The 17,497-nt window shown below is 74.2% G+C and carries 13 protein-coding genes and 1 pseudogene; 9 read left to right on the forward strand and 5 right to left on the reverse strand.

Translation table 11 applies throughout. From position 1 onward, the window contains the following. The first annotated feature begins 16 nt into the window (after window positions 1–16). Window positions 17–1,513 carry a glutamyl-tRNA reductase gene (locus tag ACO4JP_RS02075; protein ID WP_425955744.1) on the forward strand — a complete coding sequence of 499 codons (1,497 nt, stop codon included), beginning with the start codon at window positions 17–19 and terminating at the stop codon, window positions 1,511–1,513. Between the two features lie 149 nt (window positions 1,514–1,662). Beyond that, entirely contained in the window at window positions 1,663–2,820 is a 1,158-nt protein-coding gene (locus ACO4JP_RS02080; RefSeq protein WP_425955745.1) for a polysaccharide deacetylase family protein, read from the forward strand. Between the two features lie 68 nt (window positions 2,821–2,888). On the opposite strand, the gene ACO4JP_RS02085 is transcribed toward ACO4JP_RS02080, so the two are convergent. Beyond that, entirely contained in the window at window positions 2,889–4,301 is a 1,413-nt protein-coding gene (locus ACO4JP_RS02085) for a CoA transferase (RefSeq protein ID WP_425955746.1), read from the reverse strand. Window positions 4,302–4,399: 98 nt separating this feature from the next. On the opposite strand from ACO4JP_RS02085, the gene ACO4JP_RS02090 reads away from it, so the two are divergent. Both ACO4JP_RS02090 and ACO4JP_RS02095 read left to right on the forward strand, forming a co-directional pair. Further along, on the forward strand, window positions 4,400–5,233 hold the full coding sequence (locus ACO4JP_RS02090) for a DUF5926 family protein (protein WP_425955747.1): 834 nt from the start codon (window positions 4,400–4,402) through the stop codon (window positions 5,231–5,233). A 242-nt stretch (window positions 5,234–5,475) separates the two neighbouring features. Then, window positions 5,476–6,267, forward strand: coding sequence for a glycosyltransferase (locus ACO4JP_RS02095; RefSeq protein WP_425957033.1), 792 nt, complete (start codon window positions 5,476–5,478; stop codon window positions 6,265–6,267). 138 nt (window positions 6,268–6,405) lie between these two features. Here the strand turns inward: ACO4JP_RS02095 and ACO4JP_RS02100 are convergent. Beyond that, a pseudogene (locus ACO4JP_RS02100) lies at window positions 6,406–7,259 on the reverse strand (IS110 family transposase); the annotation flags it as partial. A gap of 318 nt (window positions 7,260–7,577) precedes the next feature. Here ACO4JP_RS02100 and ACO4JP_RS02105 point away from each other — a divergent pair. The 5 genes from ACO4JP_RS02105 (at window position 7,578) to ACO4JP_RS02125 (ending at window position 11,594) form a co-directional block, all read left to right on the forward strand. Beyond that, window positions 7,578–7,811 carry a hypothetical protein gene (locus ACO4JP_RS02105; protein ID WP_425955748.1) on the forward strand — a complete coding sequence of 78 codons (234 nt, stop codon included), beginning with the start codon at window positions 7,578–7,580 and terminating at the stop codon, window positions 7,809–7,811. A 152-nt stretch (window positions 7,812–7,963) separates the two neighbouring features. Beyond that, window positions 7,964–8,623: an ATP-binding cassette domain-containing protein gene (locus ACO4JP_RS02110; protein WP_425955749.1), complete on the forward strand. Its 660-nt coding sequence runs from the start codon at window positions 7,964–7,966 to the stop codon at window positions 8,621–8,623. Between the two features lie 14 nt (window positions 8,624–8,637). Next, on the forward strand, window positions 8,638–9,894 hold the full coding sequence (locus ACO4JP_RS02115) for a hypothetical protein (RefSeq protein WP_425955750.1): 1,257 nt from the start codon (window positions 8,638–8,640) through the stop codon (window positions 9,892–9,894). A 17-nt stretch (window positions 9,895–9,911) separates the two neighbouring features. Beyond that, window positions 9,912–10,511, forward strand: a complete 600-nt coding sequence (locus ACO4JP_RS02120) for a hypothetical protein (protein WP_425955751.1) — start codon at window positions 9,912–9,914, stop codon at window positions 10,509–10,511. 495 nt (window positions 10,512–11,006) lie between these two features. Next, a complete protein-coding gene (locus ACO4JP_RS02125; RefSeq protein WP_425957034.1) occupies window positions 11,007–11,594 on the forward strand; it encodes a tetratricopeptide repeat protein in 588 nt (195 codons plus the stop codon). Here ACO4JP_RS02125 and ACO4JP_RS02130 read toward each other — a convergent pair. The 3 genes from ACO4JP_RS02130 to ACO4JP_RS02140 all read right to left on the reverse strand — a co-directional run bounded on the left by ACO4JP_RS02130 (window position 11,591) and on the right by ACO4JP_RS02140 (window position 17,422). Then, window positions 11,591–11,758, reverse strand: a complete 168-nt coding sequence (locus tag ACO4JP_RS02130; RefSeq protein ID WP_425955752.1) for a hypothetical protein — start codon at window positions 11,756–11,758, stop codon at window positions 11,591–11,593. The two genes, ACO4JP_RS02125 and ACO4JP_RS02130, sit on opposite strands and share 4 nt — an antisense overlap. 26 nt (window positions 11,759–11,784) lie before the next feature. After that, window positions 11,785–16,203 carry a hypothetical protein gene (locus tag ACO4JP_RS02135; protein ID WP_425955753.1) on the reverse strand — a complete coding sequence of 1,473 codons (4,419 nt, stop codon included), beginning with the start codon at window positions 16,201–16,203 and terminating at the stop codon, window positions 11,785–11,787. Window positions 16,204–16,309: 106 nt separating this feature from the next. Beyond that, window positions 16,310–17,422 (reverse strand): diacylglycerol/lipid kinase family protein, encoded by a 1,113-nt coding sequence (locus ACO4JP_RS02140; protein WP_425955754.1) that lies wholly within the window; start codon window positions 17,420–17,422, stop codon window positions 16,310–16,312. Window positions 17,423–17,497 lie beyond the last annotated feature (75 nt).

The raw sequence follows: 17,497 nt of genomic DNA on the forward strand, positions 1-17,497 counted from the left end.
ATAGAGTCCGGGAACTGTGGTACTGCTCTCCCTCACCGCCAGCCACCGCGAGCTGGACCTCGATGCGCTCGAGCGCCTGTCGACCGGGTCCGCCTCCGTCGGGCGCACGGTCGTGGGCTCGTGCGGTCCGGTGCACGGCGCCGTCGTCATCTCCACGTGCAACCGGTTCGAGGTCTATCTCGACGTCGAGGCGCCCATCAACGGCCCCGCGCTGCGGCACGCGACCGAGCACGTCGCCGAGCTCGTCGCGGCGGCGTCGGGCGTGTCGGCCGCGACCGCCGCAGACTCGTTCACGGTGCGCACCTCCTCCGAGGTTCCCGAGCACCTGTTCGCCGTCGCGTCCGGGCTGGACTCGATGGTGATCGGCGAGCGTGAGATCGCCGGGCAGGTCAAGCGCGCGCTCGAGGTCGCGCGCGAGGAGCGCACCACCTCCAAGACCCTCGAGCTGCTGTTCCAGACGGCGTCGCGCACGTCGAAGCGGGTCGGCGCCTCGACGTCGCTCGGCTCGACCGGGCGTTCGATCGTCAGGCTCGCCCTCGACCTCGCGGCCGACGCGCTGCCCGAGTGGCGAGCCGTGCGCACGGTGCTCATCGGCACGGGCTCGTACGCCGGCGCGACGGTTGCCGCGCTGCGCGGTCGTGGCTCCGACGACGTGCGCGTCTACTCGCAGTCCGGCCGCGCGCAGGTCTTCGCGGACGGCCACGACGTGGTCGCGCTCGGCGACGACGAGGAGTCGCTGGTCGAGGCTCTCGCGGAGGCGGACCTGGTGGTCTCGGTCTCGGGCGCCCGCGGCCGGGCCCACGCCGCGGCTCCGCAGCCTGGCCAGTCGGCGGCGCACCGACCTCAGGACTCGCGGGGTTCTGACCGCTCCGGGGAGGAGCGGGCACCCGAGGCGTCGCTCGAGTTCGTGCTGGACGCTGCCGCCGTCGCGCGGGCGCGCGTGCGGGTCGCGGAGCGTGCCGCCGCCAGCGCGCACGCACCAGGCCGCCGCGGCGTCCCGCGCCCGCTCGTGGTGCTGGACCTCGCCCTGCACCGCGACGTCGACCCGGAGGTGGCCGACGTCGAGGGCGTGCTCCTCTACGACCTGCAGGCCCTCAAGGCGCACGTGCCCTCGACGGCCCGCGCCGTCGTCGAGCACGCGCGTGAGATCGTGGACGACGCCGCGCGTGAGTTCGCCGAGCACCAGGTGGGCCGCGCCGCGGACGCCGCCGTGGTCGCGCTGCTGGACGACGCCGAGCGGCGTGCGCGGGCAGAGATCGACGCCGCGGTCGGCCGGCTGCGCGACGAGCTCGCGGCGCGGGGTGAGGTCGACGCGCTCGGTCGCCCCGCCGAGCCCGACGAGGACGACCTCGAGAAGATCGCCCGTGACGTGCGCAAGCGCGTGCACGCCGCGCTCCACGGGCAGATCGTCGCGGTGCGCGCGGACGCCGTCGCGCGGGCCCGCGCCGAGGAGCGCGCGATCGTCACGGGCGCGGAGGCGACGACGGCGCAGGCCGCAGCGGTGGAGGCCTGAGGGTCGCTCGGCCCGGTCAAGCGCTCGGTTCCCGCGCGGGCGCACGGGCGCCAACCGCTTGACGGCCGCTCGGACCCGCGGGCGAGTCCGCGACCCCCTCGTTACGATCGCAGCGGCGTGCGCCATGCGGCACCGGACAGGAAATGACGATGGAGTCGACTCCACCCACGCACCGCTCGAGACGTCGGCAGCGTCTCGGGATCGCGCTGAGCCTTGCCGCCGCCGTGACCATCGCCGCGCTGACGGCGCTCGCGCTGCTGCACCCAGCGACCGCGCCCCCCGCATCCGCCTCTCGAGCCTCCGCCACGACGCGGACGGCAACGACACCCTCTCCCACTCCCAGTCCGACACCCACGCCGCTGACGCCCGCGCAAGCGCTGCTGGAGACCAGGACCGACCCCAAGGCCTGCGCGGTCAGCTTCGCCGGTGCCGGGATCACCCACGGCCCGCAGCTGCAGACCCAGGGCAAGCTCTACCGGTACCTGCCAATCCCTCGGCGCACGGGCGCCGTGTTCGCCGGCTGGTACGCGTCGCCGAAGGCCGCCGCCTCCGCCGACACGCCGTCGCGCGTGAACGGCGCGGACGTGGTGACCTGCACCGGTCGCCAGGTCACGCTCTACGCGGCATGGACGACACCGGCCGCGGTCAAGGCGGCGGACGTCGGGGTGCCGATCCTGCTGTACCACCGGTTCACGACCAACCCCGCAGGTGAGCCCGGCTCACTCAGGCGGAACTACATGTACACCGGCGACTTCGACGCGCAGATGGCCTACCTCGCCGACCACCACTTCTACCTGCCCACGTGGGACGAGCTCAGCGCGTTCATCGACGGGAAGCTCGCGCTGCCCCACGACTCGGTGATCATCACCGACGACGACGCCGACACGACCTGGCTCGAGCTGGGCGTGCCGATCATCGAGAAGCACAAGCTGCTGACCACGTCGTTCGTGATCACGAGGTGGCGCAGCGAACCGTCGCCGTCGATCTACGTGCTGCAGCGCTCGCACACCCACGACATGCACGACGCCGGCGCCAACGGCCGGGGCAAGATGGTCAACTACTCCGCCGACCAGATCGCCGCCGACATGCGCAAGTCCGCGAAGATCCTCGGCGTGAAGGAGGTCATGGCCTACCCGTTCGGGGACTACGACGAGGCGGCGAAGCAGGGGCTCCGCGAGGCGGGCTTCGCGATGGCACGCACGACCCATCACGGCTATGTCCACGCGGGCACCGACAAGCTCGCCCTGCCGTGCATCCGCATGAGCTACGGCACGAGGGTGAACGGGCTCGTCGCCCAGCTCGGCTGAGCGTGACGCGCGTCAGCCGGCAGCCGGCTCGCTCGGCTACACGGACGCCCGGCTACGCGGATGCCCGGCTACGCGGATACCCAGCGCGCGTGGTCGGTGCCCCACGCGTGGGCCGGCCCGGAGTAGTCGTCGAAGCCCGGAAGGGCCGGGCGCGCCGTCGTGACCTCCGGGGCGTGGCCGTGGCTCACCGCCGCCATGAGCGGCACCGCCGCGGCCGGCGGGTGCTGCGGGTCGCGGCCCTCCGCGTCGAGCAGCCAGGTTGCGGTCCGTGCCAGGGAGACGACGACGTCGCGGCCCTGGCCGTCGCCGGCTCGCGCCGTGAGGGCGTCGAGCACGCCGGCCGCGAGCAGGTACCCGGAGGCGTGGTCGAGCGCCTGCGCCGGCAGCACCCCGGGCCGGGCCGTCTCGCGCGCCTCGCCGCCGAGCGACTCGATGATCGCGATCCCCGTCGCCGCCTGGACGATCGAGTCGAACCCGCGCCGCCCCGCCCACGGGCCGGTCTCGCCCCACGCGCTCACGCGGGCGTGCACGACGCCGCGCGGCACCCGCAGCCCGAGCGCCTCCACGGATCCTGGTCGGTAGCCGGTCACCAGCACGTCCGCCTCGTCGAGGAGCTTCTGCGCGCGGGCGAAGTCGCCCTCGTCGTGCAGGTCGAGCAGGGCGGTGCGCTTGCCCTGCCCGGTATCGAGGTGCTGCCAGCGGATCTCGGCGGGCACGGGCGGGTCGACGCGCAGCACGTCGGCGCCGAGCAGCGCGAGCGCCCGCGTCGCGACCGGCCCGGCGACGACCCGGGTCAGGTCGAGCACGCGGACGCCGGTGAGCGGCCGTGCGCCGCTCGCCGGTGGTCTGCCGCCGTCGAGGTGCCCGGGTCGCTCGTCACGCGGTGCGACCAGCACCAGCGGACCTTCTGCCGCGGCGGCACCCGGGGCCGAGGCGCGCCACTCGTCCTCCGTCCGCACCCGCACGGCGACCGCGCGGGCACTCATCGCCGCGTCCTCGACCTCCTGCGCGGTGAGGACCTTGAGCACCTGCGTCAGGTCTTCGGGCCCGACGCCGTGGAGCGCCGGGGCTCCACCGCCGCCGCCGTGCAGGTGCAGGGCGGCCAGGAGCCGGTGCTGGTGGTGCGGGTAGTTGGCGTGCGTGCGGACCCACCCGTCGACGGTGTGGAAGAACCCGGAGAGCGGTGCGAACGCCGCGACCTCGTGCCCGTCGAGCCGCAGCAGGCGCTCGGACGAGAACGCGGCGGCGACGCGCAGCAGGGCGAGCGGCGCGTCGACCACGGGCCCGCTCGCGCCCGCCCGGCCGGCCGCGCGCCGCAACGCCTGGACGGATCCGGTGGCCAGATCGAGCGCGGGCAGCGTGGCGGCGAGCCACGGCTGGCCGTCGTCGGCGACGGCGAGACCGGACGGGTCGTCGGCCTCGACGCCGACGCCCGCTTCGTAGTCGGCGACCAGGGCCGCCCCCGGGGATCGAGCATCCACAGGACGACGGTAAGCAACGCGGGTCCCGCGCACCAGGGCAAGCGAGCGGGAGCCTGCGTGCAGCTCCCGCGACGCGGCAGACCGCTAGGATCGCGCACATGGCCAAGAGCACTTCGACCGACTTCGTGCTGCGTCCCTTCGAGGGGCTGCCGGGCGAGCCTGACTGGGTCGCGTTCCGCGAGATCGTGCCCGCCGCGACCGGCACCGCGCGCACCACGAAGGAGTACGGCGGGCACCCCGTCGTCGTCGTGACGATGCTGCCCGGCGCGTTCACGGCCATGCACCGCCCGGACGGCACCGTGCTGCTCGCCGTGCAGGGTGCGCCGAGCTCGGGCGACCTGTCGCGCGACCTTGCCGGCGCGCTGCTCGAGGCGCTCGACGCCGAGCCGGGCACCGCAGTCCAGGCGAAGCCATCGGACGGCCCCCGCCTGCAGGACATCCTCGACCTCGCGGTCCCGTTCGCGGTCACGGTGCACGACGACTACGAGTTCTGGGTCGACGCGACGGCCGAGCGCAGCGCGGAGGTCGACGCGTCGCTCGCCGAGGCGGCCGAGGCGACGATCCCCACCGTCCGGCTCGGCTCCGTCCAGCACGCGTACTGGTGCCGCATGAGCCGCGAGTTCCTGCGCTGGGCGCGCACCGAGGACGAGGACGCCGTCGTCGACGCACTCGCCCGCCTGCACGCCCAGCGCGAGTCCGCGCTGCAGCTCGCCGACGGCGGGGAGGGCCGCTTCCTCGGCATGTTCCGCGCTGCCGGTCTCGTCGTCCCGGTGTGGGAGCTGCCCGCCGGCACCGAGGCCGCCGACGTCGAGCAGCCCGCCGCGGAGCTCGGCGCGCGTCTCGAGGCGGCGCTCGCCGTCACCGAGCCGCTCGACGCGAACCAGCGCCGGGCCCGCGCCGGCATCGTCTCCCGCCAGGTGACGCTGCGCTGACGCCGCTGCGCCACCTGCGGGGACGCCACCGGTCGGGGGATTCTGCTACCGGGGGAGTAGCATTCTGCGGGTAATCCTTTGCACTACTCATCCCGACGACGGAACCCTCCGCCGCGGGGAGCCCTAATCCTTCGACCCTGCAGGCAGGACGTGTGAACTCCGACCATGTGCGGGGCCGTACCGACCCCGAACTGGAGACGAGCCCGGGTGACGGGCAGGCCGAGACCACCTCGCCGGTGGATCTGCCCGTCGCCAAGACACCCCGCCCCCACGGCGGGCGCGCCGTCCGTGAGGTGCAGCGCGTCGCGGTGGTGATCCCGGCCAAGGACGAGCAGGAGCGCATCGCCGCGACCGTGCGCTCCGCGCGGGCGATCCCGCACGTCGACCTCGTGCTCGTGGTCGACGACGGCTCGGAGGACGACACGCAGCACGCCGCGCGGGCCGCGGGCGCCGTCGTCGTGCGGCACTCGCACAACCGGGGCAAAGCCGCGGCGATGGAGACGGGAGCGGCTGTCGTCGCGATGCGCGACGCGCCCGGGCGCCCCGAGCGCCTGCTGCTGTTCATCGACGGCGACCTCGGCGAGACGGCCGTCAACACCGCGCCCCTCGTGACGCCGGTCCGCGAGGGGGTCGCCGACGTGGCGATCGCCCTGCTGCCGGCGCAGGTCGGCGCGGGAGGGCGCGGCATCGTCGTCGGCGCCGCGCGCCGCGCGATCCACGCGCTGACCGGCTGGACGCCCACGCAGCCGCTGAGCGGCATGCGGTGCCTGACGCGCGAGGCGTTCGAGGCGGCGACACCCCTCGCCCGCGGCTGGGGCGTCGAGACCGGCATGACGATCGACCTGCTGCGCAAGGGGTACGTCGCGGTCGAGGTGCCGTGCGACCTCAAGCACCGCGCGTCGTCGAACGACCTCAAGGGCCAGCTGCACCGCGCGGCGCAGTACCGGGACGTGATGGTCGCGGTCAACGCACGTCGGGTGCGCGGCGCGTTCGACGCGGTGCGCGGCGTCCGGTCGGACACCGTCCACCGCTAAAGACACCGTGCACCGCTGAGGCGCGCCCGTGCCGCCGACCCGGGTCGCCGCATGAGCCGGGTGGCTGGGACGCGGCCGCTCCGGGTCGCGCGCGATCCGGAGCGCGACCTCCCATCCACTTGTGCGTGAGGAGGCTTGCTCGAGGGTGACGGTGTATCCGAGGGACTCAAGCTGCGCGATGGCGCCCGTTGCGGGCTTGGTCGGGCTTGCGGCGGGTGAAGTAGTCGGCGCCGGGGTCGTTGTCGAAGGCACCGCAGACCATGGTCGCGGCGCCGAGCGCGCCTTGCAGGTACGGGTTGCCTGGCCGGGTCGCCGAGGACTTGACCTTGCCGGCGGACTCGTTGTGTCCCGGGGTGGTCCCGGCCCAGGAGGCCAGGTGCCCGGCGGTGGGGAAGCGGGACATGTCGCCGCCGATCTCGGCGATGATCACGTCCGCGGTCAGGGTGGAGATTCCCGGGATCGAGCAGATCAGGTCCCGGAACCCGCGAAAGGGGGCCATCGCCTGCTCGATCCGCCCGGTGAGCGCGTCGATCGCGGCGGTGTGCTGGTCGATCAGGTCCAGGTGCACCCGTGCGAGGAACGCGTGGTGCTCGCCGAACCTGCCCTGCAAGGCCTGGGTCAGCTGCGGGTTATTGGCCCGCAGCCTGCGTCTGGCGAGGTCCGCGAGCTGGTCGGGGTCGCGCTGCCCGGCGATGAGGGCCTCGAGCAGGGCCCCGACCGGACACGCCCAGGATGTCCGAGGCGACCGAGCTCAGCTTGATCCCGGCGTCCTCGAGGAGCTTCTCCAGCCGTTGCGCCTCCCGGGACCGCTCGCGGGTGATCGCGGTCCGGGTGCGGGTCAGGTCCCGCAACGCCCGGATCGGAGCCGGTGGCACGAACGACCCGGAGACCAGGCCGTGCGCGCCGAGCTGGGCGAGCCAGGTCGCGTCCGCGACATCGGTCTTGCGCCCGGGCAGGTTCTTCACGTGCCGGGCGTTGACCAGCAGCACGTCGGGGTCGACCGCGACGAGCCCTACCAGGATCGGCGCCGACCACAGCGCACGGCAACACAGCAACGGTGCCGAATCTTCGCCCACCATGGTGCGCCTCGAAGACGGCGCCGTGTTGCTGACCTGCGGAAACGCGGGACTTGCCCCTTGACAGGGCGCTCGACGGGGTGGAACGCTCCTCGTCGCTAGAGCAGCTCGATGGCATTGCGATCCAAGTTGGGAGGAGTTACTTATGCGGGTCAGCGTGAAGCGTGGGTGTGGGTTGTTGGGGTAGGCGCGGCGATCGTGCTTGCGGTCGCACCAGTGGCGAGCGCGGATGGCGTGGGCAACACCGTGAACGGGTGCACGGCGCAGTGGTTCAGCACCGCGTTCTCGATGAACTGCATCAACGTCTCTGCGGCGGGCCGCTACCAAGACCGGGCTGCGTGCCAGGCCCAGCTTGACAAGACTGGGCCCATCGCGAGCCTGGCGAAGGGCACCACGAAGAATGGTGTCTCGAGTGGGGAGTGCACCTTCAAGGTGACCGGGAACACGGCGACCTACCTGGGGCAGTGAGATCGGAGGCGGGCCGGTGCAGGCGATGTGGCCTGCACCGGCCCACCTGTGTTCCCAGGTCGTGACGTGAGTGGAGGCAAGCGGTGGATGTCGGGCTGCGGGACATCGTTCAGGGATACGGGCGTCGTCGAGTGCTTGACGGAGTCTCGTGCGTGTTTGAGCCGGGAATCACGGCGCTGCTGGGACCCAATGGTGCAGGCAAGTCGACGCTGATGCGCACGCTGGTGACCGACCTGCGCCCCCGCGCCGGCGAAGTGGTGCTTGCCGGCGGACCTGTGCGCACCCGGGTCGAGCGGCTCGAGGCCAGAGCGTCGATTGGCTATCTGCCGCAGGGGTTCGGGTTCGACGGGCGGTTCACGGTCGGGGAGTACGTGGAGTACCTCGCGTGGCTGCGGGCCGTGCCAGCCCGCTCGAGGCGCGCCGCAGTGGCGCGGGCGGTCGACGTGGTTGGGCTCGGCGGCGAAGTCGGTACGCGGATGGGTCGGCTGTCTGGGGGGATGCGTCAGCGGGCCGGGATCGCGGGGGCGATCGTCGGTGAGCCACGGCTACTGGTGCTTGACGAGCCGACGGTCGGGTTGGATCCCGCGCAACGGGCCGGGTTCCGTCGGGTCCTGACCCGGCTGGAAGCGCCCCGCGTCGTGCTGAGCACGCACTTGACGGACGACGTGACAGCGGTGGCCCATCACGTGGTGGTTCTTGCTGGCGGGCATGTGCGGTTCGCCGGGCATCTGGCCGAGATGCTTGACCGGTTCGGGTCCGTCGAGGCCGGGTACCTCGCCCTCGTCGACGACGGGTCGGCGGTGGTGTCGTGAGCGCGGGACGATCGGTGTGGTGGATCGAGCTGCGGCGCTCGTCGCTGGTGTGGGCGATCGTGCCGCTCGCGGTTGGCTGGGTGTGGCTGACGTTCTCGCGCTCGCAGATGTGGCTGGGTGCATGGCCGGCAGCCACAGCGAACGCGGCTGCGCCCACCGGGTACGCCGTGATCGTCCTGGGCGCCCTGGTCGCGGCCGAAGCGGCGCGCCGGCGCGTGAACGCCCCGGCCGCAGCGCTGCGGCTGAGCAGACACGGGATGCTGGCGGTGGCGATGCAGCTGTCGGTGGGTGTGGTGCTGTCGTTGATTCCCATGGCCGTGGCGTTGGCCGCGGTCACGATCCGCAACGCAGGCTCGGCCCCGCCTGGGCATCTGTGGTGGTCTTACGTGACCTTCGCGACGGTGGCACTGGTGGCGGCGCTGAGCGCCGCGCACCTGATCGGCAGCGCGGGCCCGTCGGTGCCGATCGCGGCACTCGCCGGCGCCGGCGCCGGCTATATCGTCCCGGCGTACGCCGACATCCCACTGAACGCGCCACCGAACTTGGGACTCTCGACAACCCGGCTGTGGGTCCTCGTCACGATCGCCGTCGTGGCGCTCATCTGCGCAGCGCTCGTGCCATCCATCGCAACCATGGCCTCGCCGGGCCGCACCCACACACTCGGGCGGACGCTAGCCGGAGCATGCGCCGTCGCTGGCGTCGTCGCGGTGGTCTTTGCCCCTGCCGCCGGCCCGATCCAGGTGGCCCGACCTGTTCCCGAGGATCCGGTGTGCTCGACCGCCAGACCGCGGGTATGCGTGTGGCCAGAGCATGCCGCGTACCTTCCGTTGCTGACACCGGTCGCAGCGCGTATTGCACAGGCCGCCGACGGGGTTCTGACCGTGCCTGACACCTTCCTCGAGGAGGGGCTGTCCGACAACGCCTATGCTCCCAACACCTTCTCCTGGATGGCACCGCGTGATGGCGTCTGGTCCGCCGCCGAGGGTATGGGGGGTGACGTCTTGAACACCACAAGCTCGGCCAACAACTGCTGGCCCGACAACGACGCCGACTGGAACAGGCTGCGGGCCCTGACCAGTCAGTTGTCGTACTGGCTGGCCGCCCGGGGCTACGGCGCCAACAGACCCGGCACCTACCACGGCCAGTTCCAGGACGCCGCGGGTGCGATCGGTGCACTCCAGCTCGACGAGCACCAGCAGGCGGCGTGGGCCACGGACATTCTGAAGCAGTCGGCACAGGTACCGTGCGTCGTCGACAACGCCGACCAATGACGCGTCAAGGCGTGCCGATGATCTGGCTCTACGCGCGAACCCACCACATCATGCAGTTCACTATCGGCCTCCTCCTCCTTGGCGTCCTGCAGGTTGCAGCGATGCGCTCGACCCGGTCACTGACGAGCTGGGACGGCACCTCGAGCACCCCGTTGAGCATCGCGGTCACCGCGGGGCTCGGAATCCTGGCAGCGAGCACCTGGCACACCCGCGGCGGCGCACACGAGGACACCATGACCACGAGAGCGCCCGCGATCGTTCGGACACTTCACCCACCCGCGACCGCCCTCACAACCTGCCTGGTCGCCGCAGCCGCTGCCGCTGCCGTCTACCACTCACCGGCCAGGGTCATCGTCACATCCCGCAGCCTGCTGTTCTGGGCCTCACTGGCATACCTCGGCGCCGTGCTCGCCCGACCCCACCTGGCGTGGGCGCTCCCCACCGTCTACTTCATGGCCCTCGGCACCATCGGTTACACACCGGCCGGGCAACCCGCATGGTGGAACGTCCCCATGCAACCGCCGACGGACACACTCGCGTGGATCCTCACGGTCATCGCGGTCTCACTCGGGGCTTATTCGGTGATCGGCTCGAGCGCTCGCCACCGACGCACGTGACCGCGTCGCCGAGGAGCTCGGCCCGCTCGACGGCCCGGCCATCCGCCGCGATCAGGGGCGGGCGGCCCTCGGCGCTCGATCGGAGGCGTGGCTCGGCGGGCACGGACGGCCGTGGCGTCGCCAGCGCCGTCGACGGCCCCGACGCCTCGGGCGGCGGCGGGGCTCCGGACGCCGCGCACCGCGTGGAGAGTCGCGACGCCACGGACCGGCCCGGCGCCGGCGCCGCCTGGCGCCGCGAGCGACGGCTCCGTGCGACGCTCGACGCCCTCCTGCTCGTCCTTGCCTCGATCCCTGCCGGTCAGTTCCTCATGGGTGCCTTCTCTTGGTGGCTGCCCTCGGCGTCGCCGGCCCGGCAGTGGGCCGCGCTGATCGCGAGCACGCTCCTGGTGGCGGCCGTCGCCGCGCTCGTCGGGCGGGTCCCGGCCGACAGGATTCGACGCGGTGCGCGGGGTCCGGTCGGACACGGTTCGTCACTGAGGGGACAAGCAGACCGACCTGGCCGCCCCGAGGCCGGAGCCGTCACCCGGGAACTACCATCGCGCCCATGACGCCCACGGTGACTCCCGAGCTCGAGGCTGCGATCGCTCGGGGCTACGAGCGCCGGGATCGCAGCGACATGGCGCCGACGATCGCCTACTTCGAGGAGCTCCTAGCCCAGAATCCGGGCCATCCGGTCCTCACGTACGAGGTCGCCGGCGCCTACGACACGGCGGGTCGGGAAGCCGAGGCGCGAGCTCGCTACGAGGAGGCGCTCCGCCTCGGCTCACGGGCGAGAGCCTGCGTCGCTGTCTGTGTCAGTACGGCAGCACGCTGCGGTGGCTCGGTGAGGACGACGCCTCGCTCGAGGTGCTCGACCGTGCCGCCCGCGAGTTCCCGGATTCCGACTCGGTCCGAATCTTCCGGGCCCTCACGCTCAACGAGGTCGAGCGCCACGACGAGGCTGTTGCCGAGCTCCTGACCATCGTGACCAACCATCCCGAGGTCACCGATCTGGGCCGCTACGCGACCGGCCTTGCGGGGCTCGCGGCGTGGTACGGCCAGGGTCGCCCGACGGTCGAGCAGGAGAGGTCGACCGATGTCTAGCTCGGCGCGAGTCGCAGAGCCTTCTCGGTGAAGTAGGTCACCTCGCCGTCGGCGTCCTCGACCCCGAAGACGAGTTTGCCGGAGACGGTGGCCCGCCCGGACGTCGACGACTGCACCGCGGCCGCGCGCAGTGAGCACGACGGTGCCGGGCGTGAAGACGGCATTGCTCATGCGCCCGCTTATCCGGGCGTCAGGCAGCGGCTCGCCACCCTCTCGGCGGCCGCTCGCCCAGCGGCCCCTGGTCGCCCCGAACCACCAGCAGGCCCACCAGCGGGACGACCGTGAACATCATGATCGTCACGATGCGCACGCCGTAGTCGTTGACGAACGCCCCGGCCATCCCGCCCACGAGCATCGCCGCGAGCAGCGGCGTGAGCGTCGGCCAGTCGGCCGCGGCCCGGTCCAGCCACCCGGCCCGCAGCCACCCGACGAGCACCACGATGATCGCGACGAGCAGCGCGAGCGTGATCCACGCCTCCGGGCCGCGGGTCACGGTGCGGAGCGCGAAGCCCGCCTTGCGCCAGACGGTGTCGAGCGCCGACCCGTCGATGACGGACTGCACGAATGTCCCCAGGTGCGTGCGCTCGGTCACGGGCCGCATCCAGTCCAGCACCCCGATGCCGGCGACGAGCACCAGGCCGGCCACGGCGACGGCGAGCAGCCGGCTCCACGTGACGCGCGCGCCCGAGACGGCGAGCGCCAGCACCGCGAAGGTCGGCAGCACCACGAGCCCGCCGCCGACGTCGGCGCCGAAGTCCGGCCAGAGGTCGATCACCATCGCGACGATCCCGACGACACCGACCACGGCTCCCGCCCACCGGCGTCCCCACCGGCCGGCGGCGAGCGTTGCGAGCCCGGCGGCCGCGACGAGCCCGGCGCCCACGTAGACCGAGTACGTCGGGTTGCCGAAGCCGAAGAACCGGCCGCCCAGCGTCGGCGACGGGCCCAGCGGGCTGCCGCGGTGCAGGGGGGTGCCGAGCACGGCGTCGATCGTGAGCAGCACGAACGTGATCGTCGCGATCACGGTCGGCGCCGCCCAGGCCGGGCGCCGCGGGGCGAGCGCGCCGACCGCCGCCACGAGGAGCGTGCTCGCGACGAGCGCGGCCCAGAGCCGGCCCGGCGACGCGGAGGGCAGCCACCAGGAGAAGGCGCCCATGAGGAACTGGCCGGCGGGGATCGACGCCAGCACCAGCAGGAGGCCGTCCAGCGCCAGCCGCACCCGCCGCTCGCGGCGTCGTGCGGCGGAGGTGCGGGGGCCGTCCGTGTCCGCCTCGTCTGCCGCCCGGCGCCGCAGCCGCGGCAGCACCAGAACCGCCGCCCCGAACGCCCCCAGCCCGATCCACAGCGGGATCGCCGTCGTCGTCCCGGCGACGCGCCGGAGGGCGCGGTCCCGCTCGGTGATCAGCGCCAGCTCGTGCACCGTCTGCTCGGCGCCGGTCGGGCGGGTGCCGGCCGACAGCGCCGGGCTCCCCGCGAAGTCCGCGGGCTGCGGCATGTCGAGGGCCGCGGCGAGCGACACGGGAAGGTCGAGCAGCCGCACCACGCCTTCCCAGCGGGTCGCGGCGCTGGACAGGTAGCGCGCGGCGGCCGGGCTGGTGCCCTGGACGAGGCCGACGCCGAGCGCAGGCGCCGTGGTGGCGGGGTCGCCGACGTCGACGACGAGCACCGTCGCGCCGTCGGGAGCGGTGGCGAGCGCGCGCCGCACGGTGGCGTCGACCTCGGCGAGCGCCGCGGCGCGGTCCGGCTCGGTGCTCGGGGCCGCCCCGGCGTCGACCACCGTGAGCGGGCAGGTGAAGGCGTCGGCCGTGAGCTGCTCGGCGGGGACGTAGCGCGCGACGGCGCCGTCCTGGTCGGCGAGCGCGAGCGCCGCCCCGGGACCGACGGCCGTGGCGCACACGCCTGCCGAGCCGAGCGCCTCGCCGAGGGTGCCGAGGCGCGGCCGGAACGGTGAGCTCGACTGCGCGGCGGTCAGCGCGTCCCAGCCGTCGACGCGCGCCTCGCCGGGAGCCTGCCCGTCCGCGGAGACGGACCAGGGCTCGCAGGCGAAGCTCGCGCCCTCGCGCGTGCCGGTGACGACGGTGCGGCCCGCGGAGAGGCCGAGCCACCCGGCGCCGGAGCACTGCCGGTTGGTGTCGACGACGGCGGGGGTCACGCCACCGGCGTCGGCGCCGTCGCGCAGCAGCGACCACAGGGTGGGCGTCGCACGGGGTGAGACGTCCGCCCAGGTGACGCCCGCCGTCCCGACGAGGACGACCGGGGCGTCGCCCGTGAGCACGTCGGTGCCCCCCTGGGTGACGTCGCCCGCGCGGGTCACCGTGTTCGAGGCGGGCACGACCACGGCCCCGAGGAGCAGCACGCCGAGCATCCCGCAGGCGACGGCGACGAGCCGCGCGGGCGCACGCAGCGCGCCCGCCACCCCGGCCGCGCGCTCGGCCGGGCGTCGAGGAGCGGGGCTCCCGGCGTCCGCCAGGGTCCCCGTTCCTGCATCCACGACGGGCTCGGTGAGAGGGGCGGCGGCCAGCGTCGGGGTCGCGGCCAGGAGGACGACGAGCGCGACCGCGATGCCCGAGTCGTTCGCCAGGGTGCCCACCGCCGCGGCCGTCCACAGGGCGCCGACGAGCGTGCGCACCGACGGCTCGGCCCGGTAGACCGCGGCGAGGCTGTCGAGGCGGGCATGCTCGGGCCGCAGCGTGGCCCACGCCGCAGCAGCGCAGCCCAGCACGGCGAGCACGCCGGGCACGGACGCGACGGTGGCCCACGCCCCCGCCGCCTTCGACCGCACGACGGCGAGCGCGCCGCCGTCGAGCAGGCGCTGCACGAACGCGCCGAGGTGGGAGCCGTGGCCCGGGCTGAGCCAGACCGCGAGCGCGATGCCCACCACGGCGACCACGGTGACGGCCACCACCACGACGGTCGCGCGCAGGGGGCTGAGCCGCCGCTGCGTGAACCCGTACAGCAGCACGGCGAACGCCGGGACGAGCGCGACGAGCCCGCCCGCGTCGGCGCCGAAGCGCGGGAGCACGTTGACCAGGACGGTCACCACGCCGAGCGTCGCGACGACGGCCACGGCCGCCCGACGGCGACCGGCCGCCGCCAGCACGGCGGCCAGGCCCCACGCCAGCACCAGCCCGGAGACGGCGTAGACCGCGAAGACCGTGTTGCCGAACCCGAAGAACCGCGCGCCGAACGCCGGCGACGGCCCGAGGAGGGAGCCCTGCTGCAGCGTGGTCCCCGTGACGCCGTCGACCGTGAGCACCAGCCAGGTGAGCCCGGCCACCGCCGTCGCCAGCCGCAGCGGCGACCGTGGCAGCAGCAGGCGCCCGTACCAGGCGGCCAGCGCGACCGCGAGCGTGCCGACGGCGACCGCCACCGCGAGCGCGGTGGTCGGCGCCGGCCAGACCCACCATCGGGAGAGCGTCGCGAGCGTGGCCCCCGCGGGCGCGGCGGCCGTCACGAGCAGGACGGCGGCACCGAGCCGCGGCGTGCCGACGCCGGCCCGCGCTCGCCGCCGCCGCAGCCCGACGACGAGCAGCGTCACCGCGCTCGCCACGCCCAGCCCCGCCACGAGCACCGGCGACAGGTGGGCGACGGTGTCCGTGAGCACGGTGAGGTAGCGCCGGTTGTCCACGGTGCGAGACGTCGTCATGCGCCGCACCTCGCCCGCCTCGAGCACGCTGCCGTCCCCGGTGGCCGGGCCGCCGAGCGTGGCCGAGAGGTCGTCCAGGACGGCGATGCCCTGCCAGCGCGACGAGCGCGAGTCGATCCACGTGGGCTCGGCGCCGCCGGGCGCCGTCCAGTCCACGACGACCTGCAGCGTGGGCGCCCCCAGCGGCGTGTCCGCGACGCCCGAGACGACGACGCGCGTGCCGTCCGGCGCGGCCGCCATGACCTTGCCCAGGTCGGCGTCGAGCTCGCGCAGCGCCTCGGAGCGCCCGCTCGCTCGGTCCGGCAGCGCACCGGCGTCGATCACGGTCACCGGGCACGCGGCGAGCTCGACCGCGCTCACCCCGGTGATCGACGGGCTGTAGCGGGCGAGCCGGCCCGCGTCGTCGGCCAGTGCGAGCCCCGCGCCCGGCCCGATCGCCGTCGTGCACGTGCCCGCGGCGGCGAGAGCGGTGCCGAGCGCGCCCGGCGTCCCGTACGAGCCGCGCTCGTCGGAGCGCAGCACGTCCGCCCAGTCCTCGACCACGGCCGGCCCCGGGGTGCCGTCTGCCGACGCGACCTGCGGGGACGGGTACGGGACCGCGCGGCAGGCGTCGGCGGCGGCAGGCTCGCCGTCCGCGGCGCGGGGGGACACGAACCGGCTGCCCGCGGAGATCGTCAGCCACGCGTCCCGCGGGCAGGTGGGGGTCAGCGTTCGCACGGCCATCGACCCCACCGAGCCCTGCGAGACCAGGCGCCACAGGTGCGGGGTGCGGTCGGCGTCGACGTCGGACCACTGCAGGCCGGCGACGGCGACCAGCACCACGGGGGAGGGGTCGCCGGCAGCGGCAGGCGAGGGCGCGGCGGCGGCCGGCGCGGCAAGGCCGAGCAGCGTCGTCATGCCCAGGAGCGCGACCAGCAGCGCGGCCCCCAGCGAGGTCAGCACGGCCCGGGCACGGAGGATCACGCGCCCAGCCTAAGTTGCGCGGATCGACTGGCTTCCGCCCAGGCGCGTCGCGGGATCCCGTCGGGCCCAGACGCGCCGGGGCCGGGCCTCCCCAAGGAGGCCGGTGCTACACCGCCCGGACCATCAGCGCGCCTGGGTCGACCCACGCCTCCAGCTCGATCACCCGGCCCATCGGGTCGCCGTCCACCTGGGCGTGCTCGCCGCCCTCGACGCGGATGCGGGTGTGCTTGGCGCGGGCGTGCTCGATGCGCCCGATCTTGCCGGGCAGGTCGTTGTGCAGCCCTGCTCCCTGCATCACCACCTCGCCGAGCAGCTGCGCCCAGCCGGCGAGCCCGCCGCGGGTGTCGATCGCGGCGAGGTCGAGCACCCCGTCGTCGATCACGGCGTTGGGCAGCAGGGTGACCCCGCCGGGCAGGCGGCCGCAGTTGCCGATCATGATGCTGCGCAGGCGGGCGGCGACCGGCTCGCCGTGGTCGACGCTGACGTGCACCCGCATGCGGTGCCCGTGCAGGTGGCGCACGCCGGCGAGGAAGTACGCCACCCAGCCGACGCGGCGCTTGAGGTCGTCGTCGGCGTCCGCCACCATCGCCGCGTCGAAGCCCAGCCCCGCGATCACCAGGAAGAGCTGGGTGTCGCCGGCGGTCGCCGCATCGGGTCGGGGCTCGCCGTCCGGGCCGACGTCGGTCTCCGCGACACGCGCCCAGCCCACGTCGATGTGGCGCTCGCGGCCGCCGATCACCACGGCCATCGCCTCCTCGACCGAGGCGAGCGGCACGTCGAGGTTCCGCGCGAGCAGGTTGCCGGTCCCGACCGGCAGCACCGCCATCGGCACGTCGCTGCCGACCATGGCGCTCGCGACGGCGCGCACGGTCCCGTCCCCACCCGCGGCCACGACGACGTCGGCGCCCGCCGCGATCGCCTGCTGCGCCTGGGGGCCGCCGGGCTCCTCGACCGTGGTCTCGTAGAACAGCGGCTGCGGCAGCGCCGCCTCCGCGCACATCCGCCGCACTGTCGCGACCAGCTGCGCTGCCCCCTCCTTCGAGGGGTTGACGACGACGGCGACCTGCTGGCCGACCTCGCGCTCCTCGGCGTCGACGGCCTCGGCCTCGGCGCCCGAGGCCGGGCGGGGGTGCGCCCGCCGCCAGAGCACCAGCGCCACGGTGAGCGCGACCAGCGCGATCACCACGGCAGTGATCGTCACCCACAGCTCCCAGCCCATGGAGGGCACCGTAGACGCCCGGGCGGCTGTCAGGCCTGCCGAAAGGACCCGACGTCCAAGGATCCGCCCGTTAGG

Origin of the sequence: Xylanimonas sp. McL0601, assembly GCF_049852175.1 — a bacterium.
GTDB lineage: Bacteria > Actinomycetota > Actinomycetes > Actinomycetales > Cellulomonadaceae > Xylanimonas.